This is a genomic window from Burkholderia sp. Bp9140 (assembly GCF_003853425.1).
Taxonomy (GTDB): Bacteria; Pseudomonadota; Gammaproteobacteria; order Burkholderiales; family Burkholderiaceae; genus Burkholderia.
The window spans coordinates 144,667-170,011 of the sequence record NZ_QTPQ01000006.1; the positions used below are offsets into that span (position 1 = coordinate 144,667).

The following is a 25,345-nucleotide window of genomic DNA, read 5'->3' on the forward strand; positions in this document are numbered from 1 at the left end:
CCACGCCGCACCATTGCCGCATGAATACGCTTTCCTCCTCGTCGCGCGGCGCGCGACTGCCGCTCGTCGCGGCCGGCGCGGTGGCGTTCACGATCGTCTCGTGGGCCTCCGCCTTCCCGTTCATCCGGATCGGCCTGCACGGGCTGGCCCCGCTGCAACTCGCGGCCGCACGCTTCGCGACCGCGGCGGTGCTCGTGATCGCATGGCTCGCGTGGCGGCGGCCTCGAATGCCGGCCAAAGGCGACGCGTTGCGCTTTCTCGTCTGCGGCTTTCTCGGCATCGCACTCTACAACGCGCTGCTCAATACCGGCGAGCAAACCGTGTCGGCCGGCGCGGCGAGCTTCATCGTGAACACGCTGCCGATCTTCACGGCGCTGCTGGCCGCTGTGTTTCTGCGCGAACACTTCAATCGCTGGGGATGGCTCGGTTCGCTGGTCAGCCTGGCCGGCATCGCCGTGATCGCGCACGGCCAGCCGGGCGGCCTCGTCCTCGGCTCCGGAAGCACGCTGATCCTCGGCGCGGCACTGTGTTCGGCCAGCTATTTCGTGCTGCAGCGGCGGCTGATTCCCGTGTACGGCGCGCTGCCCTGCGCCGCGTATACGCTGCTGGCCGGTGCGCTGCTGCTCACGCCGTGGTTGCCCGGCGCGCTCGTGTCGCTCGGCGGCGGCGCGTCACACGACACGGCGCTCGCCGTCCTGGTGCTCGGCGTCTTTCCCGCCGCGCTGGGTTACGCAACCTGGACCTTCGCACTCGGCTACTTCGGCACGGCGCGCGCCGCCAATTTCCTCTACCTGACACCGGCGGTCGCGACCGTGCTGTCGATGGCGCTGACGGGCGAGCGGCCCGGCATCGAGACGCTGTGCGGCGGCCTGCTGGCGGTCGCAGGCGTGATCTTCGTGGCCTTGCGCGGACGGACGTAGGCTCTCGGCTTCGTCGAACGGCAGGACCGGTTCAAGCGAACTGGGAGCCGGCAGCAGTCCGGTCAAGCCTGGCCCCGTCATCTGCGAAGCGAAATACATGCGCTGCTCGTGTGAGTCGATACCAATTCGTCAACGCCATCAGGCTTGACCGTTAGTTGCATCAACCAGATGGCGGCCTCGGCGCGGCCTTGCGATGAGCGCGATTGCGCATTCCCGAGCAGCGCCAAAAAGTGTGCAGACAAATCGACCGAACAGTTCGTGATTGATTGCATCGCACTGTTCATGGCCATCGGTATCGGCCAAGCCGAATAATCGGAACATTCGATGGCGCGAGACGGCCACACCCTCGCACGGCAGGCCGACGAAACAGCCGCGCGATCGCCTCACATTTGCGCAGGATTGCGCAATTCGCAGAAGCGAGCGCACATGCGTTCGGATATATTCATACGGATTTCATTTGGTCAGACGAAATCGTCGGCTCGCCCGGGCACTGCGTGGCGCCGGCGTCGTTCATCGACATCGACTGCCCGGCGGCATGCAAACCCTCACGGGTCACGAAGACTCGTCCGGCACACCGACCGCCTCACAAGGGCGCGCGGACGACCGGACGGCAACAGAAACATCAATCAACGGAGATGGCAGATGGAACGAAGCACTGTCGGCATGCGCTGCAAACCCCTGATCACCGTCGCACTGGCAGCCGCCGCATTCGCGGCCGCGTCGGGCGCGATGGCCGACCAGGTCGTGAAGATCGGCAGCGTCGAACCGACGACGGGCGGCATTTCGCATCTCGGCAAGGACAACGAGAACGGTGCGCGCCTCGCGGTCGAGGAGATCAATGCGAAGGGCCTGACGATCGGCGGCAAGAAGATCACGCTGCAGCTCGACGCGCAGGATGACGCGGCCGACCCGCGCCAGGCCACGCAGGTCGCGCAGAAGCTCGTCGACGACAAGGTCGTCGCCGTCATCGGCCACCTGAACTCGGGCACATCGATCCCGGCGTCGAAGATCTACAGCGACGCGGGCATCGTGCAGATCTCGCCGTCGGCCACGAACCCGACCTATACGCAACAGGGCTTCAAGACGACCTACCGCGTGGTCGCGACCGACGCGCAGCAAGGTCCGGCACTCGCGAGCTATGCGCAGTCGAAGGGCGTGAAGAGCGTCGCGGTGATCGACGATTCGACCGCCTACGGGCAGGGTCTCGCGAACGAATTCGAGAAGAAGGCGAAGGCGCTCGGCCTGAAGGTGCTGTCGCACGACGCGACCAACGACAAGGCGGTCGACTTCCGCGCGATTCTCACGAAGGTCAAGGGCGAGAACCCCGACGCGATCATGTACGGCGGCATGGACGCCACCGGCGGCCCGCTCGCGAAGCAGGCGAAGCAGCTCGGCCTGCGCGCGAAGATCCTGTCCGGCGACGGCGTGTGCACCGACTCGCTCGCCGAGCTGGCCGGCCCGGCGGCCGACAACGTGCTGTGCTCGCAGGCCGGTGCGGCGCTCGAGAAGATGCCGGGCGGCGCGGCGTTCCTCGCGAAGTACCAGAAGCGCTTCAACCAGGGCATCAAGTTCGATGCACCGTTCGCATACGACGCGGTCTACATCGCGGTCGACGCGATGAAGCGCGCGAACTCGACGGACCCGGCGAAGATCCTCGCCGCGATGCCGTCGACGAAGTATGAAGGCGTGATCGGCACGACGACGTTCGACACGAAGGGCGACCTGACGCACGGGATCATCTCGATCTACGGCTACAAGACCGGCAAGAAGACCTTCCTCGACCAGGTGAAGATGTAACGCCCCGCGACGCCGGCACGACGGGAACGCCACCCGTCGGTGCCGGCGCCTCGCGGGCCAATTCAGGTTTTGCGGAGATGAAGCGACATGTGTGCAATGGCGTATGCGGAGTTTCAACAGGAGTTGAAGAAAGCGCAGTTGACGGCGCGCGAGTTCGCCCGCCTGATCCGGATGAACGAAAGTTCCATCACCAACTATTCGAGCAAGGGCACCGTCCCTTCCCACCTCGCGGTCATCGCGACCCTGATCGGCGCGCTCGCCGCGCACGAGATCGATTTCCGGCACGTGATCGGCAAGACGGGCATCGAGCCGAAACGGCCGCGCGGCGTCGGCGCGTTTCCGGCGGCGGGCAAGCCGCGTTCCCTGAAGCTGAAGCGCCGAAGCGGCGATTCATGAACGGCCGCGGCCGATCGGCCGCCGCACCATCCCGCATCGCGCGTCGCGCGAATCCGCCCGCATGACGCATGACGACGAGCCCGGCCTGACAGTAAGCCGCCCCGCCGCCGATGAACGTCACGCACTGGCGGCCGATCGCATCGGCATCCGGTACGCCGCCAGCAACCGCTCCCGCTTCTGCTCCGCTGCCGCCATGTTGCGCGCCTTCACGTGGCCGAAGCCGCGAATGTCGTCGGGAAGGTTCGCGAGTTGCAACGCGACCGGAAGACGCTCCGCGTCGAGCGTCGCGCAAAACTCGTCGACGAGCGCGATGTAGTCGGCAATCAACCGGCGCTCGTCGCGCCGTTCGGCCGTGTGCCCGAATACGTCGAACGGCGTGCCGCGCAGCCCCTTCAGTTTCGCCAGCACACGGAAGGCCGGCAGCACCCATGCGCCGAAGCGCTTCTTCCGCAGGTGCCCGTGTTCATCGCGCTTCACCAGCAGCGGCGGCGCCAGATAGAAGTTCAGCGTGTAGTCCCGCCCCGGGACGCCGTCGAACTGCTGACGCAGCTTCTCCAGATACGCGGGATCGGCATACAGGCGCGCGACTTCGTATTCGTCCTTGTACGCCATGAGCTTCGCCAGATTCGCGGCGACGGCGCGCGTCAGCGGCAGCCCCGACGCGCCGCCGATCCCCGCCTCCCTGGCCCGGATGCGGTCGACCACGTCGCGATAGCGCCGCGCATACGCGTCGTTCTGGTACGCGGTCAGCAACGCTTGCCGCGCGCCGATCAGCGTGTCGAGCGATTCGGGCATCTGCACCACGGTTCGCCGCGGCGCGGCAACGGGCTCGACGATCGGCTGGACCGCGGCAGCGCCATGATGCGCGATATAGCGCCCCAGCGTGAATGCGTGCTGATTCTTCTCGACCGACACGCCGTTGAGTTCGATCGCACGCAGCAGGCTCGTCCGTTCCAGCGGCAGCCAGCCCTTCTGCCACGCGAAGCCGAGCAGCAGCGGATTGCTGTAAATCGAATCGCCCAGCAGCGCAAGCGCGAGCGTGTTGGCGTCGATGAACGCGCACCCGTCGCCGATGCTCTCGCGCAGCTCGGCCTCGGTCTGCGTGCCCGGGAAAGTCCATTTCGGATTCTTGACGAACTCCGCGGTCGGGGTCGCGCCGCTGTTGATCGCGGCGACCGTCACGCCATGCCGGGTACGCGACAGCACGTCGTTCGATGCCGACACGATCGCGTCGCACCCGATGACGAGCCGCGCTTCGCCCGTGGCAATGCGCGTCGCGTGCAGCGCGTCGGGTGTCGCCGCGATCTGCACATGGCTGAGGACCGCGCCGCCCTTTTGCGCAAGACCGGCCATGTCGAGCACCGTGACGCCCTTGCGTTCGAGATGCGCGGCCATGCCGATCAGCCCGCCGATCGTCACGACGCCCGTGCCGCCGACGCCCGTCACGAGAATCCCGTACGCGCCCGCGAGCGCAGGCAACGTCGGCATCGGCAACGCATCGAAGTCGACGGTGTCCAAGCTGCCGCCGCGCGCCGCCGCTGGCTTGCGCAGCTGCGCGCCCTCGGCCATCACGAAGCTCGGACAAAAGCCCTTCACGCAGGAGAAATCCTTGTTGCACGACGACTGGTTGATCTTGCGTTTCGTGCCAAGCGGCGTATCGAGCGGTTCGACGGACAGGCAGTTCGACTGCACCGAACAGTCGCCGCAGCCTTCGCACACGGCGTCGTTGATGAACGCGCGGCGGGCAGGATCGGGGTAGGCGCCGCGCTTGCGGCGCCGCCGCTTTTCGGTCGCACAGGTCTGGTCGTAGATCAGCACCGTCGTCCCCGCGATGTCGCGCAGCACGCGCTGGATCGAATCCAGCCGGTCACGATGATGGACGTCGACGCCGGCGGGCAGCGCGACACCGGCGTCGTACTTCTCCGGCTCGTCCGTCACGATCACGATGCGCTTCGCGCCTTCCGCGCTCACCTGATGCGCGATCTGCGGCACGGTCAGCACGCCGTCGACCGGCTGACCACCCGTCATCGCGACCGCGTCGTTGTAGAGAATCTTGTACGTGATGTTCGCGTTCGACGCGATCGCCGCGCGAATCGCGAGGAGGCCCGAATGGAAGTAGGTGCCGTCGCCGAGATTCACGAACACATGCTTGTCGCCGGAAAAATGCATCTGGCCGAGCCATGCGACGCCTTCTCCCCCCATCTGGCTGAACGTTTCCGTCTTGCGGTCCATCCACATCGACATGTAGTGGCAGCCGATCCCCGCCAGCGCGCGCGAGCCTTCCGGCACGTTCGTCGACGTATTGTGCGGACAGCCCGAGCAGAACCACGGCTTGCGCTCGACCGACACGCGCGGCTTCGCCGCGTCGCGCTCCTTCGCATCGATGATCGCGACGCGCGCGAGCATGCGCGCGCGCACGTCGTCGGGCAGGTCCGCACGCGACAGACGCCGCGCAATCGCCTTCGCGATGAGTGCCGGCGACAACTCGTAGTGCGCGGGCAGCAGCCAGTCGCCACGCGGCACCGACCATTCGCCGCCTTCGTTGTCGCGTTCGTCGAATTTTCCGTAGATCTTCGGACGCACGTCCTCGCGCCAGTTGTACAGCTCTTCCTTCAGCGCGTATTCGAGAATCTGGCGCTTTTCCTCGACGACGAGGATCTCCTCCAGGCCCGTGGCGAATGCACGCGCGTCCTGTGCATCGAGCGGCCACACGCAGCCGACCTTGAGCACGCGCAGGCCGATCTTCGCGCAGGTTTCGTCGTCGAGGCCGAGGTCGCTCAGCGCCTGGCGCACGTCGAGATACGCCTTGCCCGCCGTGATGATGCCGATGCGCGGCGTCGGCGAATCGATCACGATGCGGTTCAGCCGGTTCGCGCGGACATAGGCGAGTGCCGCGTACCACTTCTCGTCGAGCAGCCGCGCCTCCTGCGCGAGCGGCGAATCGGGCCAGCGGATATTGAGGCCGCCGTCCGGCATCGTATAGTCGGTCGGCGTGACGATTTCCACGCGGTCCGGATCGAGGTCGATCGATGCCGTGGATTCGATTACGTCGGTCACGCACTTCATCGCCACCCACAGGCCCGAGTAGCGGCTCATCGCCCAGCCGTGCAGCCCGTAGTCCAGGTATTCCTGCACGTTGGCCGGATAGAGCACCGGAATGCCCGCCGCGATGAACGCGTGCTCCGACTGATGCGCGACCGACGACGACTTCGCCGCGTGGTCGTCGCCCGCGAGCACGAGCACGCCGCCGCGCGCATCGCTGCCGGCGGAGTTCGCGTGCTTGAACACGTCGCCGGTCCGGTCCACGCCCGGGCCCTTGCCGTACCACATGCCGAACACGCCGTCGCGCGTCGCGCCCGGCCACAGATTGATCTGCTGCGTGCCCCATACGGCCGTCGCGGCGAGATCCTCGTTTACCCCGGGCTGGAACACGATGTCGTTCGCCTGCAGGTGCCGTTTCGCTTTCCACAGCGATTGATCGAGCGCGCCGAGCGGCGAGCCGCGATAGCCGGAGACGAAGCCGGCCGTGTTCAACCCGGCCTTCAGGTCGCGCGCCTTCTGCAGCATCGGCAGACGCACCAGCGCCTGCGTGCCGCTGATGTAGACGCGGCCCTTTTCGAGCGTGTACTTGTCGTCGAGCGACACGGAAGCGGCGGGCGTGGCGGCCGTTTCGGCCGGCTGGAGCGACGCAACGGCGGGATCTGGCGCGTTCATGGCGGGACTGTCTCCGGGGTAAGCGTGATTTTTCAGCGCAGTATAGGAAGCCGAATTGGTATCGTAAAATCACAAATAGACAATCCTGGTATCCGAAAATCAGATGGCATTCGATCTCACGCTCCGGCAGTTGCGCTACTTCGCGGCGGCCGCCCGGACCGGCCAGTTCTCGATGGCGGCGGCGAACGAACACGTGTCACAATCGGCGATCACCAATGCGGTGCTGGCGCTGGAACACGGGCTCGGCACGCGGCTCTTCGAGCGGTTGCCGCAGGGTGTCGCGCTCACGCCCGACGGCCAGGACTTCTACAACCACGCACGCCGCGTGCTCGACGCCGCGCGCGATGCCGTGCACAAGCCGCCGTTCCGCTCGCACGACATGCGCGGCACCGTGCGCATCGCCGCGTCATACACGGTGCTCGGCTATTTCCTGCCGGAACTGCTCGCCCGCTTCCGCACGACCTATCCGTTCATCGAGTTCGACCTGCGCGACATGGAGCGGGCCGATAGCGAACGAGCGGTCCTCGACGGCGACGTCGACATCGGCGTGGTGCTGCTGTCGAACGTCGACAGGCTGAGCCGGTTCGGCAGCCAGGTCCTGATCCGCTCGCGGCGACAGCTGTGGGTCGCGCCGACGCATCCGCTCGCGCAGCTCGACGCGCCGTCGCTGAAGGACATCGCCGCGCATCCGTACATCCTGATCACGGTGGACGAGGGCGAGCAGTCGACGCTGCGCTACTGGAAAAAGAAAGGGATCGTGCCGAACATCGCGTTTCGCACCAGCTCGATGGAGGCGCTGCGCGGACTGGTGGCGCACGGCTTTGGGGTCACCGTGCTGTCCGACATGGTGTTCCGGCCGTGGTCGCTCGAAGGCAAGCGGATCGAAGCGCGGCCGATTCTGGACGCCGTCCCGCAAATGGACGCCGGCATGATCTGGGCAAAGGGCGCGCAGCTGAGCGCGCCGGCCGCCGCGCTGCAGCAGTTCCTGATTCACGCATGCGGCACGTGACCCGCATCGCGCGCAGCAGCACGCGACACCGGCCACCGCGCGCGCGGCGTGCCGCTCAGTGAGAAATACGCTCGAGCGACTGGCCGAGCGTTTTCGGGCCCATCAGCCCGATCGCAAGCATGACGAGCGCCATCGCACCGGCAATGCACACGAATACGCCCGTGACGCCGAATTCCTTCAGCGTGAACGCAATGACGAACGAGCTGAACACCGCCGACAGGCGGCTCCACGAATAGACGAAGCCGACGGCACGCGCGCGAATGGCTGTCGGATAAAGCTCCTGCTGGTACGCGTGATACGTAAACGAAATGATGTTGCCGGCCAGCGTCAGCAGCACGCCCAGCGTCACGATCGCCACTGCCGCTGACGCCTGGCTGAACAGCAACCCGCTCACGATATTGAGCGCAGCCATGCACACGATCACGTGCTTGCGTTCGAAGCGGTCGGCAATCCAGTAGCCGAACAGCGGCCCGAGCGGCGCGGCAAGCCCGATGATCGTCGTGTACAGCAGGCTCGACGTCACGGTGATCCCCTGCTTGACGAGCAGCGTCGGCACCCAGTTCGCGAAACCGTAGAAACCGACGGTCTGGAAGATGTGAAAGATGACCAGCATCAGCGTGCGCTTGCGGTACGGCGGCCTCAGCATGTCGGCGAATCCCGCGTTGCGCGGGACGGGGTCGGCCGGGCCGGGCTCGGGCAGCGGCCGCCCGTACTGCCGCGTGACTTGCGCCTCGAGGCGCGAGAGCACTTCATCGGCTTCCCGGATGCGGCCCTTGCCCGCGAGCCAGCGCGGGCTTTCCGGCAGATTGCGGCGGAAGTACCAGACGAACAGCGCACTGATCCCGCCGAGCAGCACGACCCAGCGCCAGCCGTCGACGCCGAACGGTGCCGCGGGCACCAGCAGATACGACAGGAACGCGACGACGGGCACGGCCGAGAAGCCGATCGCCTGGCAGATCGCGAACGCGCGGCCGCGCAGATGCTTCGGCGCGATTTCCGACATGTACGTGCCGATGGTGATCAGCTCGACACCGATGCCCATTCCCGACACGAAGCGCCAGAAGTTCAGGCCGCTCGCGGTGTCCTGGAACGCCATCGCCGTGTTGGCCGCGACGTACCACAGCAACGACCACGTGAAGATCGACCGGCGGCCGAAGCGGTCGGCGAGGAAGCCGCAGGCGGCCGTGCCGAGAAACAGTCCGCAGAACAGCGCGGCGATGAAGCTCGCCACGCCCGCCGTGCCGAACAGGCCGGCCGTCGTCGGCGTGAGAATGTGGCTCTTCACGAGACCGGGCGCGATGTAGCCGGTAAAGAGCAGATCGTAGAGCTCGAAAAAGAAGCCGAGGCTGAGCAGCAGGATCAGTTTCCAGACCGCACGCGTCGCCGGAAGCCTGTCGAGGCGTGCCGAAATCGCGCCCATGTCGGCCGCCGACGCGGCCGATGCGGTCGCTGCGGCTCCGGTGTGTTCGGCGACGCGCAGGTTCGATGCGCGCTCCAGAATGGCCATGTCTGTCTCCTTATCTCTTCATTGGAATGTGCGACCGCCGCGCGTGCGGCACCGCGCCGCTTACGGGTACTGCGCCTGCAATTCGGCAAAGGAAGCGATGCGGCCCGCCAGTGCGCTCGCGACGACGGTCGGCGGGCTCGCGAGCCATACCTGGCCCGGCCCCGACCGGCCCGGAAAATTCCGGTTGATCGCGCTGATCGTCACTTGCCCCGCAGCCGTCGACGCGCCCGGCCCGCAGTTCGCGCACGCGCCGCACGACGGTTGCAGCAGGATCGCGCCGACCCGTTCGAAGGTGTCGAGGTAGCCGCGCCGCGCGCAGTAGTCGCGGACGTCCGACGTGCCGAACTGCAGATAGAGATGGACGCCGACCGGTACGCGCAGCCCGCGCGCCGCCGCCCACGCCAGCACTTCGTGATAGTGGTCGAAGTCTTCGCGCTTGCCTGCCGTGCACGAGCCGCCATACGCGATATCGATACGCGGACGTTCCGGAAGATCGCGCAACGCGACGCCGTTGCCCGGATCGCCGGGTGCCGCGAGCATCGGCGTGATGCGCGCGCAGTCGATCTCGATCACGTCCGCATAGGGTGCGCCGGCGTCGCTGCACATCCACGGCTCGATCACGAAGTCGATGCCGCGTCGCGCCTTGAGGAAGCGCACCGTCTCCGCATCGGGTGCGACGATGCCCGTGAAGCCGCCGAGCTCGGCCGTCATGTTCGTGAGCGTCGTGCGCTCGTCGGTCGTCAGTCGCGCGATGGCGGTGCCGGCAAACTCGAACACCTTGCCGACCCCTGCGCCGGCGCGGATCTTCGGATCGGCAAGCAGACGCAGCACGAGATCCTTCGCCGTCACGCCGCGCGAAAGCGCCCCGTTGCACTCGATCCGCAGCGACGGCGGCACGGTCATCCGCACCGCGCCCGTGACGAACGCGTTCGCCATGTCCGTGGTCCCGACGCCGAACGCGATGCAACCGAGGGCGCCGCTGTGCGGCGTGTGCGAATCGGTGCCGACGACGACCTGGCCCGGCAACGCATGGCGCTCGGCCATCATCGCGTGCGAAATGCCTTCGGAGCCCTCGCCGATGCCGCCGTTGCCGGATTCGATTTCAGCGAGGTAGCCGTGATTCGTCAGCCCGTAGTCCTTCGCGAATTGCCGGTGCGCGTCCGACAGCTCGCGCACATCGGGAAGCAGCCCGTTGCGCACGTGCAGCGCGCTGCGATGCGCATACGACAGGTGATCCTCGAACGCGAGAATCGTCGCGGGTTCATGCAGCGACAGCGGCTTGCCGAATGCGGCATGCAGCATGTGCGTGGCCATCCCCGTGTAGTACTCGTGGATGAAGCGCCAGTCGGCGCGAACGAACACGCCCGCGCCGGGCGCACGCGAGGTTCCGGTTCCTTCCGTGCGCAACGCGTGGCGCTCGAGAATTTTCTGTGCGAGCGTGCGCGGCGCGGCATCCGCGGCATCCGCGCCATCCGTCGCATCGGCCGTCTCGCCGGCGAACTCGATCTCGCGCATGTGTTGCGCACCGTAGCGCAGCAGGCCGCCGCAGCGCAGGATCGACGCGGCCAGGCTGTCGCGCGACGCGACGAGTTCCTCGATGTCGATGGATTCGCCGCGCCGGATGCGTTCGATCAATCCGAAATCCGTCGACGTGAACAGTCCCAGGTTGTCCGCGTTCTGCCGGTAAATCCGCTCGAAGCTCTTCGCGATCACGAGCCGGATGCCCGCGCGGTATTCCGCGAGCGGACTGTGCTCGCGCGACGATCCCTTACCGTAGCGATTCCCCGCGACCGTCACGCGAAAGCCGCCGGCGAGCACGGCACCGGACCCGACCGGATTGCGGCCGCCGGTTCGAAAGCCGAGATACGGGAAGCGGCCAAGGCGCTCGTCGAAGCGCGTCAGCACGCTCATCGGCGTGATTTCATCGGTCGATATGTCGTCCCGCAGCGGCCCCGCCGCGGCCTCCGTCAGGTCGGTGCCGCCGAGCTGCCGTTCGACCCGCTCCGGATCGTCGCAAAGAAACAATATCCGGCCCGCCAGATCCACTGTCGCCATCTGATTTCTCCTTGAACGGAAATCTAGACGGCTGCGCTGCCGGAAACGAAGTGCTCGATCGGCAAGCGGGGCATCGCAGATCGCGATGTCCGCGTAAACCCGTGGCGTCAGACGGCCGCGAGCGCGTCGATCAACGCCTGGACGGCCTTCAGGCGCGACGATTTGCGGAGCGCGTGGACATGCAGCGCGCGTTCGCGCGCCCACGGCTCGTCGAGCGGCCGGCGCACGAAGCCGTTCGACCCGGCGAACGCCGACGCCGCGCTGGTCGGCACGATGCCGATGCCGAGCCCGGCTTCGACCATCCGGCATTGCGCGTCGAAACTGTTGACCGTCACCGACAGATTCAGCGGCATGCGCATCGCATCGGCGCGTTCCTTCAGGGTCTGGTCGAGCGAGCCGCCTGCCTGCAATGCAACGAGCGGAAAGCGGAGCACGTCGCCGAACGTCGGCGCGGGGAGCGCGGCGAGTTCATGATCGAGCGGCAGCACGACCATCAACGGATCGTCGGCGAAGTGCCACGACTCCAGCCCACCGGGGATCTTGCCGCACGCCGAGATGCCGACGTCGGCGCGGTCGTCCAGGCATGCGCGAACCACCTCGTCGCTGATCTTTTCGGTCAGCGCGATCTGCACCAGCGGGTAGCGTGCCTGAAATGCCTTCAGCCGCTCCGGCAGGAAGCCGACGATCGCCGACGCGTTCGCATGGAGACGCACGATGCCGGCGACCTGACCGCTCAGCGACTGGACCTCGCGCGCGAGCGACTGCAACTGGCCGTGAACCGACACCGCACGGGAAAACGCGTGACGACCGGCTTCGGTCAACTCGACACCGGACGGCGAGCGGATCAGCAACGGCGTGCCCATCGCCGCTTCGAGGTCGGCGATCCGCCGGCTGAGCGCCGACGGCGCGATATGGTTGCGGCTGGCGGCCCGGGCGATGGAACCTTCCTGAACGACGGAAATGAACAGTTCCAGGCTGTACGGATCGATACGCATGCGGCGGGATCCTTGGAGACGTGTGGCTTGCGGACCGGCAGGGCCGTCCGTCTCCAGCCATATTAGCAGCGGGGATGCGTCACGCTGTCCGGTGCGGCCACTGCAGGCGTTGCAGTGCCGATGCGCTCATCCGGCGGCGCCATCGCGAGCGCGACCTGCCCGCGCCGCGTCAATCCCCCGTCACCCCGCCGCACGCACGTGCTCGAGCAGCGCCTGCAGCGGATGACGCACCTGCCGCGCGGACATCCGCTTCACCTGGCTGCGGCACGAATACCCGGTCGCCAGCGCTTCGCCTTCCAGCTCCGGCGCGTCGACATGCGCGGCCCACGATTGCGCATAGATCGTCTTCGACGTCTGCAGGTTGCGCGCCTCGTGCCCGTAGGTCCCCGACATCCCGCAGCATCCGGTCGCCTGAACCGCCAGGCGCAGCCCGCGCCGCGCGAACACCTGCGCCCATTGCTTGCCGCTGTCCGGCGCGTTGGTCTTCTCGGTGCAATGTGGCAGCAGCCGGTACGCCGCCGATCCGTCGCCCACGCCCGCCCCGGCCTCCGGCATCGCATCCAGCAACCACTCCTGCGGCAGCGCGACCTTCGGCACGTCGGCGAGCCCCGTCACCTTCAGGTATTCCTGCCGATACGTGAGCGTCATCGCCGGATCGAGGCCGACGAGCGCGACACCCGAGCGCGCGAGCGCGGCCAGCTGCGTCGCGTTGCGAATCGCGGCCTTCCCGAACGCGCGAAGAAAGCCCTGCACGTGCAACGCCTTGCCGTTCGGCGCGAGCGGCGCCAGCCACACCTGGAAGCCGACGCGCGCGGCCAGCTCGATCAGCGTCGCCAGCTGCTCGGTGTCGAAATAGCGCGTGAACGTGTCCTGCACGATGACGACGCTGCGCGCGCGCTGCGCGTCGCTCAGCGCGGCGAGCGCCTGCGGATCGGCCGGCCGCACGTGCCACTGCCGGATCACGGCCGCGAGATCGAAGCGGCTCAAGAGCGGGCTGTCGACCATCCCGACGTGCCGCTCGAGCAGCGTGCGCACCCAGCCGGCGCGCATCAGCCCGTTGTACAGTGCCGGCACGCGCGCCATCCACGGCATCGTGAATTCGAGCGAGCCGATCAGGTAGTCGCGCACCGGCCGCAGGTAGCGCTGGTGATACAGCTCGAGAAAGCGTGAGCGGAACTCGGGCACGTTGACCTTGACCGGGCACTGCCCCGCGCACGATTTGCACGCGAGGCAGCCGGCCATCGCGTCGTATACCTCGTGCGAGAAATCCGCTTCACCGTTGCGTGCCGCGCGGCTGTTGCGCCAGCGGGCCGCGAGACCGCGCAGAAACGGCTGCCGCGCACGCGCCGCCGCGACGACGTCGACGCCGGCCTGCCCTTGCAGACGCAACCATTCGCGCATCAGCGACGCGCGCCCCTTCGGCGACTGCACGCGCTCGCGCGTCGCCTTCCACGACGGGCACATCGCGTCGTCCGGATCGAAGTTGTAGCACGCGCCGTTGCCGTTGCAGTGCATCGCCGTGCCGTAGCTCTGCCAGACGCGCTCGTCGATCTGCCGGTCATGGTCGCCGCGCGTGGGCACCTCGTCGATCTTCAGCAGCCGCAGCGTGTTGTCCGGCGGCGTCGCGATCTTGCCCGGGTTGAACTGGTTGTGCGGATCGAACGCGGCCTTCAGCTGCTGCAGCGACGGATACAGCTCGCCGAAGAACGCCGGCGCATATTCCGAGCGAACGCCCTTGCCGTGCTCGCCCCATAACAGGCCACCATGCCGCTGCGTGAGTTCAGCCACCGCGTCCGACACCGGCCGCACCAGCGCGGCCTGCTTCGGGTCCTTCATGTCGAGCGCCGGACGCACGTGCAGCACGCCCGCGTCGACGTGGCCGAACATCCCGTACTGCAGCCCGTGGCCGTCCAGCAGCGCGCGGAATTCGGCGATGTATGCAGCCAGGTTCTCGGGCGGCACCGCGGTGTCCTCGACGAACGGCTGCGGGCGCGCCTCGCCCTGCACGTTGCCGAGCAGGCCGACCGCGCGCTTGCGCATCGCATAGACGCGCTTCACCGCATCGTCGCCGGTCGCGAGCGTGTGGCCCAGCCGCTCGACGCTCGTGTCGGTGCGAAGATGGTCGACGAACGCGCGCACGCGCACATCGACGTCCTGCGCATCGTCGCCGCTGAATTCGATCAGGTTGATGCCGAGCGTCGGACGCGCGTCGTCCTGCGGGAAATACTCGGCCACGCTGCTCCACACGAAATCCTTCATCGCGAGCATCAGCACCTTCGAGTCGACCGTCTCGATCGACAGCGGCTTGAGCTCGAGCAGCGCGCGCGCATCGCGCAGCGCGTCCATGAAGCCGGCGTAGCGCACGTTGACGAGCACCGAATACTTCGGGATCGGCAGCACGTTCAGCTTCGCTTCGACGATGAAGCCGAGCGAGCCTTCGGCGCCGCACAGCACGCTGTTCAGGTTGAAGCGGCCGTCCGGTTCGCGCAGGTGCGCGAGATCGTAGCCGGTCAGGCAGCGATTGAGCTTCGGAAACTTCGCGTCGATCAGCGCGGCCTTTTCGTCGCTGATGCGGCGGGCGGTGCGATAGACCTTGCCGACCCGGTCCCGCCGCGCGCAGCGGCGCGCCAGTTCGTCGTCCGCGAGCGCGTCGCTGTGCAGTTGCTCGCCGCCCATCAGCACGAAGTCGAGCGCGAGCACGTGGTCGCGCGTCTTGCCGTACGTGCAGCTGCCCTGCCCGCTCGCATCGGTGTTGATCATCCCGCCGACCGTCGCGCGGTTCGACGTCGACAGTTCCGGCGCGAAAAAGAGGCCATGCGGCTTCAGCGCGGCATTGAGCTGGTCCTTGACGACGCCTGCCTGCACGCGCACCCAGCGCTCGTCGGCGTTGATTTCCAGGATCCGGTTCATGTTGCGCGACAGGTCCACGACCACGCCGTCGGTCAGCGACTGCCCGTTGGTGCCGGTGCCGCCGCCGCGCGCCGCCACCGCGACGTCGCGGTGCGCGGGTTCGGCCAGCAGCCGCGCGACGAGCCGCACGTCGTCCGCCTGCGCGGGACAGATCACCGCCTGCGGCAGACGCTGGTAGATCGAGTTGTCGGTGGCCTGCACGGTCCGGTTCGCATGGTCCGCGCGGATTTCGCCGGCGAATCCGGCGGCCCGAAGGGCGGCGAGAAAGTCGCGGTAACGGCCCTCGGGCGGGCTGGCGGGACGGGGCAACGGAGCGATCGGCATGGGATGAAAGCGCGAGGTGGGGGGAGCCGGTGCGCTGCCTCGGTCAGAAACATGAGTTTTGAGCAAGATTCCACGCGACCCGGAAATCCAGTATCTTGCGAATCAGCACGAGAAACAAACGAATTCTCCCCCGGCAAAACTTGCATAAAACTCATGAATTACCGCCGCCTCACCCCGTCCATGTCGCTGCTGCTGGTGTTCGAGGCCGCCGCGCGGCACGAAAGCTACACGCGTGCGGCCGACGAGCTGTCGCTGAGCCAGAGCGCGATCAGCCGGCAGGTTCAGACGCTCGAGGATCAGCTCGGCGTGCCGCTGTTCCGGCGTGAGGGCCGTTCCGTGAAGCTGACGGAAGTCGGGCGGCGCTACTTCGTCGAGCTGAGCGGCGCGCTCGGGCGCATCCGCGGCGCGACGCTGCAGGCGATGTCGCACCAGGCCGGCGCCGGCACGCTGCGGCTCGCGACCTTGCCGACCTTCGGCTCGAAATGGCTGCTGCCGCACCTGCACGACTTCTATGCCGCGCATCCGGGCGTGACCGTGCACCTGCATTCGCGCATCGGCGGCATCGACTTCCATACCGACGATCTCGATGCGGCCATCACCGTCGGCACGGGCGACTGGCCCGGCCTGCACGCGCATCGGCTGTACAACGAGTTCCTGATCGCGATCGCGCGCCCCGACGCGGCCGGGCGCCGCAAGGCCGCCCCGCGCGCGCCGGCATGGGCGGTCGGGCAGACGCTGCTGGGCGTGACGAGCAATCAGCAAGCCTGGGCGGAATGGTTCTCGCATTTCGGGCTCGATCATCGCGAGATGCGGATCGGCCCGAGCTTCGAGCTGACGTCGCACCTGATCCAGGCCGTGCGGGCCGGAATGGGGATCGGCCTCGTGCCGAAGGTGCTGGTGGAAGACGAGCTGAGCCGCAACGAGCTCGTGTCGATCGGCGACGCGATCACCAGCCGGCGCAGCTACTACCTCGTGTATCCGCCGGAAAACGACACGCTGCCGTCGCTAGTGGCGTTTCGGGAATGGCTGCTGAAATCGTGCTGACGTTCGGGCGGACGGACAGCGCGATCACGCACGCCATTCATCGAGAATCTGTTCGGCGAGGTAGTCGCATGGCGGGCGGGCCGACTGCGCGCTGCGCGCCAGCACGACCTCGATCTCGCCCAACGGCGGCAACCCTTCGTTCGGCGACAGCTGCACGAGGTGCGCGGGGATGCTGCAGCGCGCGAGCGGCGCCACCGCGAGGCCGGCCTCGACCACGCTGAGCAGCCCGAGGAAACTCGGGCTTTCATACGACATCCGGAACGGAATCTTCTGCCGCTTCAGCGCCTTGATCGCGTGATCGCGCGCCATGCTGCCGTGCGCGAACAACGCGACCGGCAGCGGCCGCTCTTCCCACACGTTGCGCTTCGCCGATCCGGTCCACACGATCGGCTCGAGCCGCACCCGTTCGCCGGTCACGCCCTTGATGCGCGTGAGGCACGCGAGGTCGACGGTGTTGTCCTTCAGCATCGGCACGAGCGCGCTGCTCGGCTGGCCGATCACGCGCACTTCGACGCGCGGATGCATCGCGGCGAACTTGCCGAGCACCTGCGGCAGCAGCGATGAGATGTAGTCGTCCGGCACGCCGATCGTCACGCGGCCGCGAATCTCCGGGCGCACGACCGACGCCCACGCCTCGTCGCGCATCGCCAGCATCCGGCGGCCGTATTCGGCGAGCATGCGGCCGTCGTCGGTGGCCGTGACGTTGCGCGTGTCGCGGATGAACAGCGGCTTGCCGAACGCATCCTCCAGCGCCTTGATCTGCATGCTCACCGCCGACGGTGACCGATGCACCGCTTGCGCGCCCTGCGCGAACGAGCCGGACTCCGTCACGGCCACCACCATCGCCAGCACATCGAGATCGAGCTTTTTCATGGCATTCAGAAAATCTGATCAATCGGTTCAGTTTATCCCGTTTTACTGTCTTCCTCCACGGTCGGACAATGGATGCCGTTGACGTTCATTGCGGGAAGCAACCATGCACACCTCCGGCTCGCTCTACGGATTCCTGGTCATCGGCGGCATGCTCGCGGTCACGCCGGGGCCGAACATGGTCTACGTGATGTCGCGCTCGATCGCGCAGGGGCGCGCCGCCGGGCTGATTTCGCTGGCGGGCGTGATGCTGGGTTACCTGTTCTACATGTTCGCCGCCGCGTTCGGGATCACGACGCTGTTCCTGCGCGTGCCGTACGCGGGTACCGTGCTCGGCGTGGTGGGCGCCGCGTATCTGCTCTACCTCGCGTGGCAGGCCGTCCGGCCCGGCGGCCGTTCGCCGTTCGAGGTGCAGGCGCTGCCGAACGCGCAGCCGCTGCGGCTGCTCGCGATGGGCGCGACCACCAGCGTGCTGAATCCGAAGCTCGCGATGCTGTTCGTGTCGCTGCTGCCGCAGTTCATCGATTACCGGCAAGGCAGCGTGTTCGGCCAGTCGCTGTTTCTCGGTTCATTGCTGATCGCGGCGTTCGCGTCGGCCAACGGGCTGGTCGCGATCTGCTCGAGCGGCATCGCGAAACTCCTGCGCGGACGTCCGGCGCTGCTGCTTGCGCAGCGCTGGGCGATGGGGGCGGTGCTCGGCGGCCTCGGCGTGCAGATGCTCGTCGAGGCGTCGAGAATGGCAGGGGTCGCGTGATGCGTACGGCAGGTCGTGTTTCGGGTGAAGCACCGGCCCGCACGCGCCGCCCGTCGTGAAGCAGCGATCGTTGACGGCCGGCGATACGCATCGCCGGCCATGACGTTCACACGATCGCGCGGTCCCTGGCGACCGCAACCGGCCGCGGCACACCCGTGCGCATCACGCGGCAACCGCCTGACGCTGCGCTTCGAGCTCGCGCACGAGCGGCAGCACGCGCTGGCCGAAGTACTCGACTTCCTCGATGAAATGCAGGAACCCGGCGAGCACGAGATCGACGCCGATCGCCTTCAATGCGACGATCCGCTCGGCGATCTGCTGTGGCGTGCCGATCAGGTTCGTGCGGAAGCCGTCGTTGTACTGCACGAGATCCTCGAACGTCGATTTTGCCCAGTTGCCCTCGCCTTCCGGCGACGCGCGGCCGGCTTCCTTCACCGCATCGCCGAACGCATGCACGGCTTCGACGTGCGCGTGCCGGATGATGTCGTCGAGCACGGCCCGCGCCTCTTCCTCGGTGTCGCGCGCGATCACGAACGCGTTGACGCCAATCCGCACACGATGGTGGTTCGCGGCGGCCTTCGCGCGGATGTCGTCGATCTGCGCCTTCAGGTTCTCCGGCGTGTTGCCGTTCGTGAAGTACCAGTCCGACACACTGGCTGCGTTGTCGCGCGCCGCGCGCGAGCTGCCGCCCTGGAAGATCTCCGGATGCGGCTTCTGCACGGGTTTCGGGCTCAGCGTGTAATCGTTGAAGCGGTAGAAGTCGCCCTTGAACGTGAAGTTGTCCTGCGTCCAGATGCCCTTCAGCGCCTGGATGAATTCCTTCGAGCGCCGATAGCGTTCGTCATGCTCGAGCCACGGCTCGCCGATCGCGGTGAACTCGCCCTTGAACCAGCCGCTGACCACGTTGATCGCGATGCGTCCGTTCGAAATATGGTCGATCGTCGCGAGCTGCTTGGCGACCACGGCCGGATGCCATGGCCCCGGCAGGATCGCGGCGAGCACCTTGAGCTTCGTCGTCGCGTGCAGCAGCGCCTGGCTGAACGAGACCGATTCGTGCTGGTATTCGGCGCCGTAGCCGGCCGTGAAGCGGATCTGGCTCAGCGCGTAGTCGAAGCCGGCCGCCTCGGCCGTGCGCGCGAGCGTCTGGTTGTATTCGAGGCTCCAGTCGGTACGCTGCTCGATCGTGCTGACGACGAGGCCGCCGCTGACGTTCGGCACCCAGTACGCGAATTTGACGCCGTCGGCCGAAGGTTCGTGAATGCTCATGAAAGGTCCTGATCGAAGGGGAAAACGAAAGACGGGCTACGCAGCCACGGCGGCCGGCGCACGCGGCTGCAACTGCGGCACCGCACGGTCGACCGCGAGTGCGATGCGTGCGCGCAGCGCGGGGTTCGCGATCTCGTAGCGATCGAAATCGCTTTCGGCCGCGTACACGCCGATCGGCAACGTGCGCGCCTGGAAGAAGCTGAACAGCGGCCGCAGTTGATGGTCGATCACGAGCGCGTGGCGCTCGCTGCCGCCGGTGGCCGCCAGCAGCACCGGCACATCGACCAGCGACTCGTGATGCACGAGGTCGAACAGGTGCTTGAAGAGGCCCGTGTACGACGCGCGATACACGGGGCTCGCGACCACCAGCGCATCGGCCGTCTCGATCGCGCGGATCAGCGCGTCGAGATCGGGCGGGACCTGCGCGCGCTTCAGCGCGCCGGCCAGCCGGTTGCCGATCTCGCCGAGTTCGATCAGCCGCGTGTCGATCGGCAAGGCGTCGCCGAGCGCGGCGACGATCGCGTTGGTCAGCGCCAGCGTGCGTGACGGCCGTTGCAGGCCGCCCGATAGGGCGACGACGTTGAGGATGTTGCTCATGCCATGCGATCCGGTTGTCGAGCCGCGCGTTATCGCGCCGATACGGTGTCGGGTTCGCAAGGAGCGTGCCATGGTCGACGGATGTGCGATCGTTCGATCATCTGCATCACGAAGTTTGCCTCGATCCCCTGCCGTGCACGGCTTCCGCGGCCAAATGGCCAGCCGTGGCAAGCGTTCCGGGAATCGCATCACATCGATATTCCACAGTGAGATGAACCGGCGGAAGCAGCGTTGCTGATGCACTGCTGCTCAATCAGCAGTGTCGCGCGCGCCGTTCGCCCGATCGCGGCGGTGACGCACCGTCGCATCGATCGCGACGACGTCGAATCCGCTGTCGCAACAGCGCACGTCCCCGCAACTGCATCCTGCGCAGCAATCCCGCTTTCGTTATCAGAAATCGATGTTTCCCGTGCGGCGCAAAACACGGAACACTCTGCTGACCAGGCAGCAACCGGACCACGGCGGGACCACGGCGCCCGTCGGCGCGGGTCCGGTCCGTTCGATCGACTCACGCCGTCACCGCCATGACCACTCTTCTTGCAGCGCCGCGTCCGGTCAATCTTCGTGTCGTCACCACGCAGCCGGACGAATCGCTCGCGCGGTCGCGCGGCGCGCCGCTTTCCGCACGCTCCATATACTCCGCGCACCACGCACCGGGCCGCGCCCGTGCGCACGTGTTCGTCGATCCGCGTTCGCTCGCGCTGCTCGAACGCGTGCGGCTCGTCGCGCCGAGCGATGCGAACGTGCTGATCGTCGGCGAGACCGGCACCGGCAAGGAGTTGATCGCGCGCCACGTGCACGACGTCAGCCGTCGCGGCGACGGGCCGTTCGTTGCCGTGAACTGCGGCGCGCTATCCGACACGCTCGTCGACAGCGAACTGTTCGGTCATGAGAAAGGGGCATTCACGGGTGCGGTCGGCGCGAAGCCCGGCTGGTTCGAGGCCGCGAACGGCGGCACACTGTTTCTCGACGAGATCGGCGACCTGCCGCTGTCGATGCAGGTCAAGCTGCTGCGCGTGCTGCAGGAGCGCGAGGTCGTGCGGGTCGGCTCGCGCACCGGCATCCCGGTCGACGTGCGCGTGGTGGCCGCGACCAACGTCGACCTGCGGCAGGCGGTGGCGGCCGGACGGTTTCGCGGCGACCTGTTCTACCGGCTCAACGTCGTGCGGCTCGACGTGCCGACGTTGCGCGAACGGCCCGGCGACATCCTGCCGCTCGCGCGCCACTTCCTCGACGCATACCGCAGCCGCCTCGGCCACGGGCCGCGCGGTATCGATCCGCGCGCGGCGCGCCGGCTCGAAGCGCATTCGTGGCCCGGCAATATCCGCGAACTGGAGAACGTGATGCATCACGCGCTGCTGGTGAGCCGCCACGATGCGCTGCTGGACACCGACCTTGACCTGTCGTCGTCAGGCGTTTCGGTCACGGCCGTGGGCGCACGAGAAGCGCGTAGCTGCGCGCCCGCCCAGGAAGCGCTCGAACTGGCGCTGTGCGCGCTGTTCGACGAGGCGCACGAGCACCTGTTCGAGCACATCGAGGACACCGTGATGCGCGTCGCCTTCGACTTCAGTCACCGCAACCAGATCCAGGCCGCGCGACTGCTCGGCATCAGCCGCAATGTGCTGCGTGCGCGGCTGATTCGCGCGAAGGCGATCGCGGCGGTCAAGTAGGCGCAAGCGCGCGGCGGCGCGCTTCTGCGATGCGGACAGCGGTCGGGCCGGCTCACCGCGATTCGTTGGCGGTGGCGCCGGTGAAACCGCTGCGAAGCGCGCCACGGCCGGCGCGAACGGCAAGCAGCGAGCCTGCTCGCCGCATCGTGCGCAACTACTTCCCGACGCCGCCCGGCACGCCGCCGAGCAGCGACGTCACCGGCGCCAGCGGATTCGCCGCGAAACCGGCGCTCGATCCCGCGCCGCCCGCTGCACGCCCGAGCGTGCCGGTGACCGTCGATACGAGACTCGTCACCGGTGCCAGCGGACTTGCCGCACCGGCGCCGGTCGAGCCGCCGAGCGCGCCGGTCACCGAACCGAGCGGTGTCGATCCGAGTCCCGGCAGCAAGCCGCCGAGCGGCCCCGCCCCGCTCGTCGTGCCGCTCGTCGTGCCGCTCGTCGCGCCGTTCGTCGGCCCGTTCTGCACGGTCGTGACCGAAGCACCGGCGAGACTCACGATGAGCCCGGGAATCGGCGCGATGCCGTTCGGGCCGTTGTAGTCGACGAGCCCGCCCGCGTTCGTCACGGTGTTACCGACCGCACCGGCGAGCCCGCCTGCCGCGCCGACGATCTCACTCGCCGGGCCGACGGCCGGCTGCGCCGGGATCCCCAGCCGCCAGCCTGCCGTCGACACCGCGCCGCCGACCTGACCGAGCAGGCCGGCCACCGGTTGCCCGAGCCCCGTCGTCGCGCCGACCTGCTGCGTGGCCTGGCCGGCCGCGATGACGAGCGGCGTGACGGCCGAGCCGAGCGGTTGCGTGACCTGTTGCACGGCGCCCGACGCCAGCGTCGCGCCGATCGTGTTGCCCGCCGTGCCGAGGCCGCCCGCCACGGTATCGAGCACCGCGTCGACGGGTGTCGTCACGGGCGCGAGTGGTGCCAGCGGCCCTGAACCGAGCGCGCGCATCGTCTGCGCGAGGCCCGCTATCGGATTGCCCGTGGTGGCGACGACTTCGCCGAGCCCGGCGACCGTCGTGCCGACCGGGTCGGCAGTCGAGCCGATCCGCCCGAGGCCGTCACTCAACGCATTGCTCGCCGCGCGGGAGATCGTGCTGACGCTCGCAATGGTGTCGCCGGCGCTGCGCGTCACGTTGTTGCCGAGTACCGGCAATGACGTGCCGGCGACGGTGTTGCCGACGGCGATGGCGAGCTGACCCGTCGTGCTGATGACCCCGTTCGTGCCCGGTGCGCCGCTGGTCCCCCAGCCGCCATCGGTCACGTTACCGGGCCGATTGTCGGTGACGGTCGCGCCGCTGGTGCTGGCGGCCGCGCTCGACGGCGCGGCGACGTCGTTGCCGCCACAGGCGGTCAGTACGCCGACAGCGGCCAGCACCGCGGCGGACGTGAGCATGCGGGTTCGATACATGGTGGTCTCCTCGCGGTCCGGGCGATGGAATGTTCGAATATGGACCGGGGGAACAATTAGCATTTTCCATGCCATTGGCGCTGGCGAACGGGCGTCGCGGCCGCCAGGCCAGTATCCGCACCGGGTGCGCGCCGAGCGCCCGCGATCACGACCGACGCGTTCCGGGCCCATGAGCGGCGCAGTTTTCGTTACATTCGTGCTACGAATGCTTCGATGTTACGTAACGCTGACCGTGCGGCGCGCCGTTTCCGGTCGCGCCGCCTACGATCCACAGTACGTCGCCCGGCCGGCACCGCATGCTTGCCGCCGGCCGCCGTCCCACCGTCAGGAAACCGCCGCCATGAAAAAGCTCGTGAACCACCCGTCCGATGTCGTGCGCGAAATGCTCGAAGGCATCGCGCGGCAGTCGCCGCATCTCGCGATCCTCGGCGACGAGCACGTGCTCGTCCGCCAGCCGCTGCCCGAGCCGTCGCAGCGCCCCGTCGCGATCCTGTCCGGCGGCGGCAGCGGCCACGAGCCCGCACACGGTGGCTATGTCGGCGAAGGGATGCTGAGCGCGGCCGTCTGCGGCGAAGTGTTCACGTCGCCGTCGACCGACGCCGTGCTCGCCGCGATCCGCGCGAGCGCCGGCCCGAACGGTGCGCTGCTCGTCGTGAAGAACTACACCGGCGACCGCCTCAACTTCGGGCTGGCCGCCGAACTCGCGCGCGCCGAGGGCATTCCGGTCGAGACGGTGATCGTCGCCGACGACGTGTCGCTGCGCGGCCGCGTCGAGCGCGGGCAGCGGCGCGGGATCGCTGGCACCGTGCTGATCCACAAGCTGGCCGGCGCGGCCGCCGCACGCGGGCTGCCGCTTGCCCGCGTCGCGGGCATCGCGCGCGATGCGGCGGCCGAGCTCGGCACGATGGGCGTCGCGCTCGACGGCTGCACGATCCCCGGCGCCGACAAGTCCGGGTTCAGCCTCGCCGATCACGAGATCGAGCTCGGCCTCGGCATCCACGGCGAGAAAGGTGTCGAACGCACCGCGCCAATGCCGGCCGACGCGCTGGTCGAGACGCTGCTGTCGAGCATCGTCGCCGACCTCGTGCTCGATCGCGGCGAACGCGTCGCGCTGTTCGTCAACGGTCTCGGCGCGACGCCGGACATGGAGCTCGCGATCGTGCTGCGCGCCGCTTACGACAACCTGAGCCGGCGCGGCATCATCGTCGCGCGCGCCTGGGCCGGCACGTTCCTGTCCGCGCTGAACATGCCCGGCTGCTCGATCTCGCTGCTGCGGCTGAACGACGAACGCACCGCCCTGCTCGACGCGCCGGCGCAGGCGCGCGCATGGCCCGGCGGCGGTGCGGTCAACACGCAGATTCGCGTGGCCGCGGCAGCCGCGCACAATGAGCCGCTGCCGCCGCTCGACGCGGCCGGCCGCGCGTGGGCCGCGCGGCTGCAGCCAGCACTGCAGGCGGTCGCGCAAGCGTTGATCGACAACGAAGCGACACTGACGGAGCTCGACACGGCCGCCGGCGACGGCGATCTCGGCGCGAGCATGCACCGCGCCGCGCAGGCGATCCTCGCGTTGCCGCAAGCCGCATACGGCACGCCGGCCGGTACGCTCGCGGCGCTGGGCGCCGCGCTGCGCCGCGCGATCGCGGGCAGCTCGGGACCGTTTTATGCGACCGCGCTGCTGCGCGCGTCGCGACGCCTCGGCGAGGCTGCCGATATCGCCGAGCCGTCGGCGCGCGACTGGGCCGCGGCTTTCCGCAGCGCGGTGGACGCGATCGGCGAACTGGGCGGCGCACGCGCCGGCGACCGGACGATGCTCGACGCACTGGTGCCGGCCGCCGATGCGTTCGACCACGCGCTCGATCATGAGCGCGACCCTGCAGGCGCATGGGCGGCCGCCGCGGAAGCCGCGGAACACGGCGCGCGGCAAACGGCCGGCATGACGCCGCGCGCGGGACGGGCGAGCTATCTCGGCGAACGCGCGATCGGCACGCCGGACGGCGGCGCGGTGGCGGTCGCGTACTGGCTGCGTGCGTTGCTGCCGCACGTGCGGTAAACGCAAGCCCGGACGATCACGGACGGCCGGGCCTGACGTCGCATCGCGCCAATGCCGGCGTC

General features: G+C 68.1%; 17 protein-coding genes. 8 read left to right on the plus strand and 9 right to left on the minus strand.

The window, feature by feature from the left end:
- Positions 1 to 20 precede the first annotated feature (20 nt).
- The 3 genes from DIE21_RS07495 (at position 21) to DIE21_RS07505 (ending at position 3,113) form a co-directional block, all read left to right on the plus strand.
- On the plus strand, positions 21 to 920 hold the full coding sequence (locus DIE21_RS07495) for a DMT family transporter (protein ID WP_124497080.1): 900 nt from the start codon (positions 21 to 23) through the stop codon (positions 918 to 920).
- A gap of 642 nt (positions 921 to 1,562) precedes the next feature.
- Positions 1,563 to 2,717: a branched-chain amino acid ABC transporter substrate-binding protein gene (locus DIE21_RS07500; RefSeq protein WP_124497081.1), complete on the plus strand. Its 1,155-nt coding sequence runs from the start codon at positions 1,563 to 1,565 to the stop codon at positions 2,715 to 2,717.
- 87 nt (positions 2,718 to 2,804) lie between these two features.
- A complete protein-coding gene (locus DIE21_RS07505) occupies positions 2,805 to 3,113 on the plus strand; it encodes an XRE family transcriptional regulator (RefSeq protein ID WP_124497082.1) in 309 nt (102 codons plus the stop codon).
- A 117-nt stretch (positions 3,114 to 3,230) separates the two neighbouring features.
- Here DIE21_RS07505 and DIE21_RS07510 read toward each other — a convergent pair whose 3' ends face one another.
- Positions 3,231 to 6,827: an indolepyruvate ferredoxin oxidoreductase family protein gene (locus tag DIE21_RS07510; RefSeq protein ID WP_124497083.1), complete on the minus strand. Its 3,597-nt coding sequence runs from the start codon at positions 6,825 to 6,827 to the stop codon at positions 3,231 to 3,233.
- Between the two features lie 103 nt (positions 6,828 to 6,930).
- On the opposite strand from DIE21_RS07510, the gene DIE21_RS07515 reads away from it, so the two are divergent.
- On the plus strand, positions 6,931 to 7,836 hold the full coding sequence (locus tag DIE21_RS07515; RefSeq protein ID WP_124497084.1) for a LysR family transcriptional regulator: 906 nt from the start codon (positions 6,931 to 6,933) through the stop codon (positions 7,834 to 7,836).
- 55 nt (positions 7,837 to 7,891) lie between these two features.
- On the opposite strand, the gene DIE21_RS07520 is transcribed toward DIE21_RS07515, so the two are convergent.
- The 4 genes from DIE21_RS07520 to DIE21_RS07535 all read right to left on the minus strand — a co-directional run bounded on the left by DIE21_RS07520 (position 7,892) and on the right by DIE21_RS07535 (position 15,627).
- A complete protein-coding gene (locus DIE21_RS07520) occupies positions 7,892 to 9,343 on the minus strand; it encodes an MFS transporter (protein WP_124497085.1) in 1,452 nt (483 codons plus the stop codon).
- 60 nt (positions 9,344 to 9,403) lie between these two features.
- Entirely contained in the window at positions 9,404 to 11,398 is a 1,995-nt protein-coding gene (locus tag DIE21_RS07525) for an aconitase family protein (protein ID WP_124497086.1), read from the minus strand.
- 107 nt (positions 11,399 to 11,505) lie between these two features.
- On the minus strand, positions 11,506 to 12,393 hold the full coding sequence (locus DIE21_RS07530) for a LysR family transcriptional regulator (RefSeq protein ID WP_124497087.1): 888 nt from the start codon (positions 12,391 to 12,393) through the stop codon (positions 11,506 to 11,508).
- Positions 12,394 to 12,573: 180 nt separating this feature from the next.
- Complete coding sequence (locus DIE21_RS07535) at positions 12,574 to 15,627, minus strand: FAD-binding and (Fe-S)-binding domain-containing protein (RefSeq protein ID WP_124497088.1); 3,054 nt, start codon at positions 15,625 to 15,627, stop codon at positions 12,574 to 12,576.
- A 153-nt stretch (positions 15,628 to 15,780) separates the two neighbouring features.
- On the opposite strand from DIE21_RS07535, the gene DIE21_RS07540 reads away from it, so the two are divergent.
- Complete coding sequence (locus tag DIE21_RS07540; RefSeq protein WP_124497089.1) at positions 15,781 to 16,671, plus strand: LysR substrate-binding domain-containing protein; 891 nt, start codon at positions 15,781 to 15,783, stop codon at positions 16,669 to 16,671.
- 24 nt (positions 16,672 to 16,695) lie between these two features.
- On the opposite strand, the gene DIE21_RS07545 is transcribed toward DIE21_RS07540, so the two are convergent.
- A complete protein-coding gene (locus tag DIE21_RS07545; protein WP_124497090.1) occupies positions 16,696 to 17,544 on the minus strand; it encodes a LysR substrate-binding domain-containing protein in 849 nt (282 codons plus the stop codon).
- 103 nt (positions 17,545 to 17,647) lie between these two features.
- Here DIE21_RS07545 and DIE21_RS07550 point away from each other — a divergent pair, with 103 nt between their 5' ends.
- Positions 17,648 to 18,295, plus strand: a complete 648-nt coding sequence (locus DIE21_RS07550) for a LysE family translocator (protein ID WP_124497091.1) — start codon at positions 17,648 to 17,650, stop codon at positions 18,293 to 18,295.
- 162 nt (positions 18,296 to 18,457) lie between these two features.
- Here the strand turns inward: DIE21_RS07550 and sfnG are convergent, their stop codons facing one another.
- Both sfnG and msuE read right to left on the minus strand, forming a co-directional pair.
- Positions 18,458 to 19,561, minus strand: coding sequence for a dimethylsulfone monooxygenase SfnG (gene sfnG, locus DIE21_RS07555; RefSeq protein WP_124497092.1), 1,104 nt, complete (start codon positions 19,559 to 19,561; stop codon positions 18,458 to 18,460).
- Positions 19,562 to 19,597: 36 nt separating this feature from the next.
- Entirely contained in the window at positions 19,598 to 20,158 is a 561-nt protein-coding gene (gene msuE / locus DIE21_RS07560; RefSeq protein WP_124497093.1) for an FMN reductase, read from the minus strand.
- 524 nt (positions 20,159 to 20,682) lie between these two features.
- Between msuE and DIE21_RS07570 the strand changes: the two genes are divergently transcribed.
- Entirely contained in the window at positions 20,683 to 21,828 is a 1,146-nt protein-coding gene (locus DIE21_RS07570) for a sigma-54-dependent Fis family transcriptional regulator (protein WP_124497095.1), read from the plus strand.
- 154 nt (positions 21,829 to 21,982) lie between these two features.
- Here the strand turns inward: DIE21_RS07570 and DIE21_RS07575 are convergent, their stop codons facing one another.
- Complete coding sequence (locus DIE21_RS07575) at positions 21,983 to 23,233, minus strand: collagen-like triple helix repeat-containing protein (protein ID WP_124497096.1); 1,251 nt, start codon at positions 23,231 to 23,233, stop codon at positions 21,983 to 21,985.
- Positions 23,234 to 23,573: 340 nt separating this feature from the next.
- On the opposite strand from DIE21_RS07575, the gene DIE21_RS07580 reads away from it, so the two are divergent.
- Positions 23,574 to 25,283 carry a dihydroxyacetone kinase family protein gene (locus DIE21_RS07580; RefSeq protein ID WP_124497097.1) on the plus strand — a complete coding sequence of 570 codons (1,710 nt, stop codon included), beginning with the start codon at positions 23,574 to 23,576 and terminating at the stop codon, positions 25,281 to 25,283.
- The last annotated feature ends 62 nt before the right edge of the window (positions 25,284 to 25,345 follow it).

Bases quoted from the DNA above. Each gene is read 5' to 3' on its own strand.
- DIE21_RS07540 (WP_124497089.1), top strand. From the start codon at position 15,781: ATGAATTACCGCCGCCTCACCCCGTCCATGTCGCTGCTGCTGGTGTTC.
- DIE21_RS07535 (WP_124497088.1), bottom strand. From the start codon at position 15,627: ATGCCGATCGCTCCGTTGCCCCGTCCCGCCAGCCCGCCCGAGGGCCGT.
- DIE21_RS07495 (WP_124497080.1), top strand. From the start codon at position 21: ATGAATACGCTTTCCTCCTCGTCGCGCGGCGCGCGACTGCCGCTCGTC.
- sfnG (WP_124497092.1), bottom strand. From the start codon at position 19,561: ATGAGCATTCACGAACCTTCGGCCGACGGCGTCAAATTCGCGTACTGG.
- DIE21_RS07505 (WP_124497082.1), top strand. From the start codon at position 2,805: ATGTGTGCAATGGCGTATGCGGAGTTTCAACAGGAGTTGAAGAAAGCG.
- DIE21_RS07510 (WP_124497083.1), bottom strand. From the start codon at position 6,827: ATGAACGCGCCAGATCCCGCCGTTGCGTCGCTCCAGCCGGCCGAAACG.
- DIE21_RS07525 (WP_124497086.1), bottom strand. From the start codon at position 11,398: ATGGCGACAGTGGATCTGGCGGGCCGGATATTGTTTCTTTGCGACGAT.
- DIE21_RS07520 (WP_124497085.1), bottom strand. From the start codon at position 9,343: ATGGCCATTCTGGAGCGCGCATCGAACCTGCGCGTCGCCGAACACACC.
- DIE21_RS07580 (WP_124497097.1), top strand. From the start codon at position 23,574: ATGAAAAAGCTCGTGAACCACCCGTCCGATGTCGTGCGCGAAATGCTC.
- DIE21_RS07530 (WP_124497087.1), bottom strand. From the start codon at position 12,393: ATGCGTATCGATCCGTACAGCCTGGAACTGTTCATTTCCGTCGTTCAG.
- DIE21_RS07515 (WP_124497084.1), top strand. From the start codon at position 6,931: ATGGCATTCGATCTCACGCTCCGGCAGTTGCGCTACTTCGCGGCGGCC.
- DIE21_RS07570 (WP_124497095.1), top strand. From the start codon at position 20,683: ATGACCACTCTTCTTGCAGCGCCGCGTCCGGTCAATCTTCGTGTCGTC.
- DIE21_RS07550 (WP_124497091.1), top strand. From the start codon at position 17,648: ATGCACACCTCCGGCTCGCTCTACGGATTCCTGGTCATCGGCGGCATG.
- DIE21_RS07575 (WP_124497096.1), bottom strand. From the start codon at position 23,233: ATGTATCGAACCCGCATGCTCACGTCCGCCGCGGTGCTGGCCGCTGTC.
- DIE21_RS07545 (WP_124497090.1), bottom strand. From the start codon at position 17,544: ATGAAAAAGCTCGATCTCGATGTGCTGGCGATGGTGGTGGCCGTGACG.
- DIE21_RS07500 (WP_124497081.1), top strand. From the start codon at position 1,563: ATGGAACGAAGCACTGTCGGCATGCGCTGCAAACCCCTGATCACCGTC.
- msuE (WP_124497093.1), bottom strand. From the start codon at position 20,158: ATGAGCAACATCCTCAACGTCGTCGCCCTATCGGGCGGCCTGCAACGG.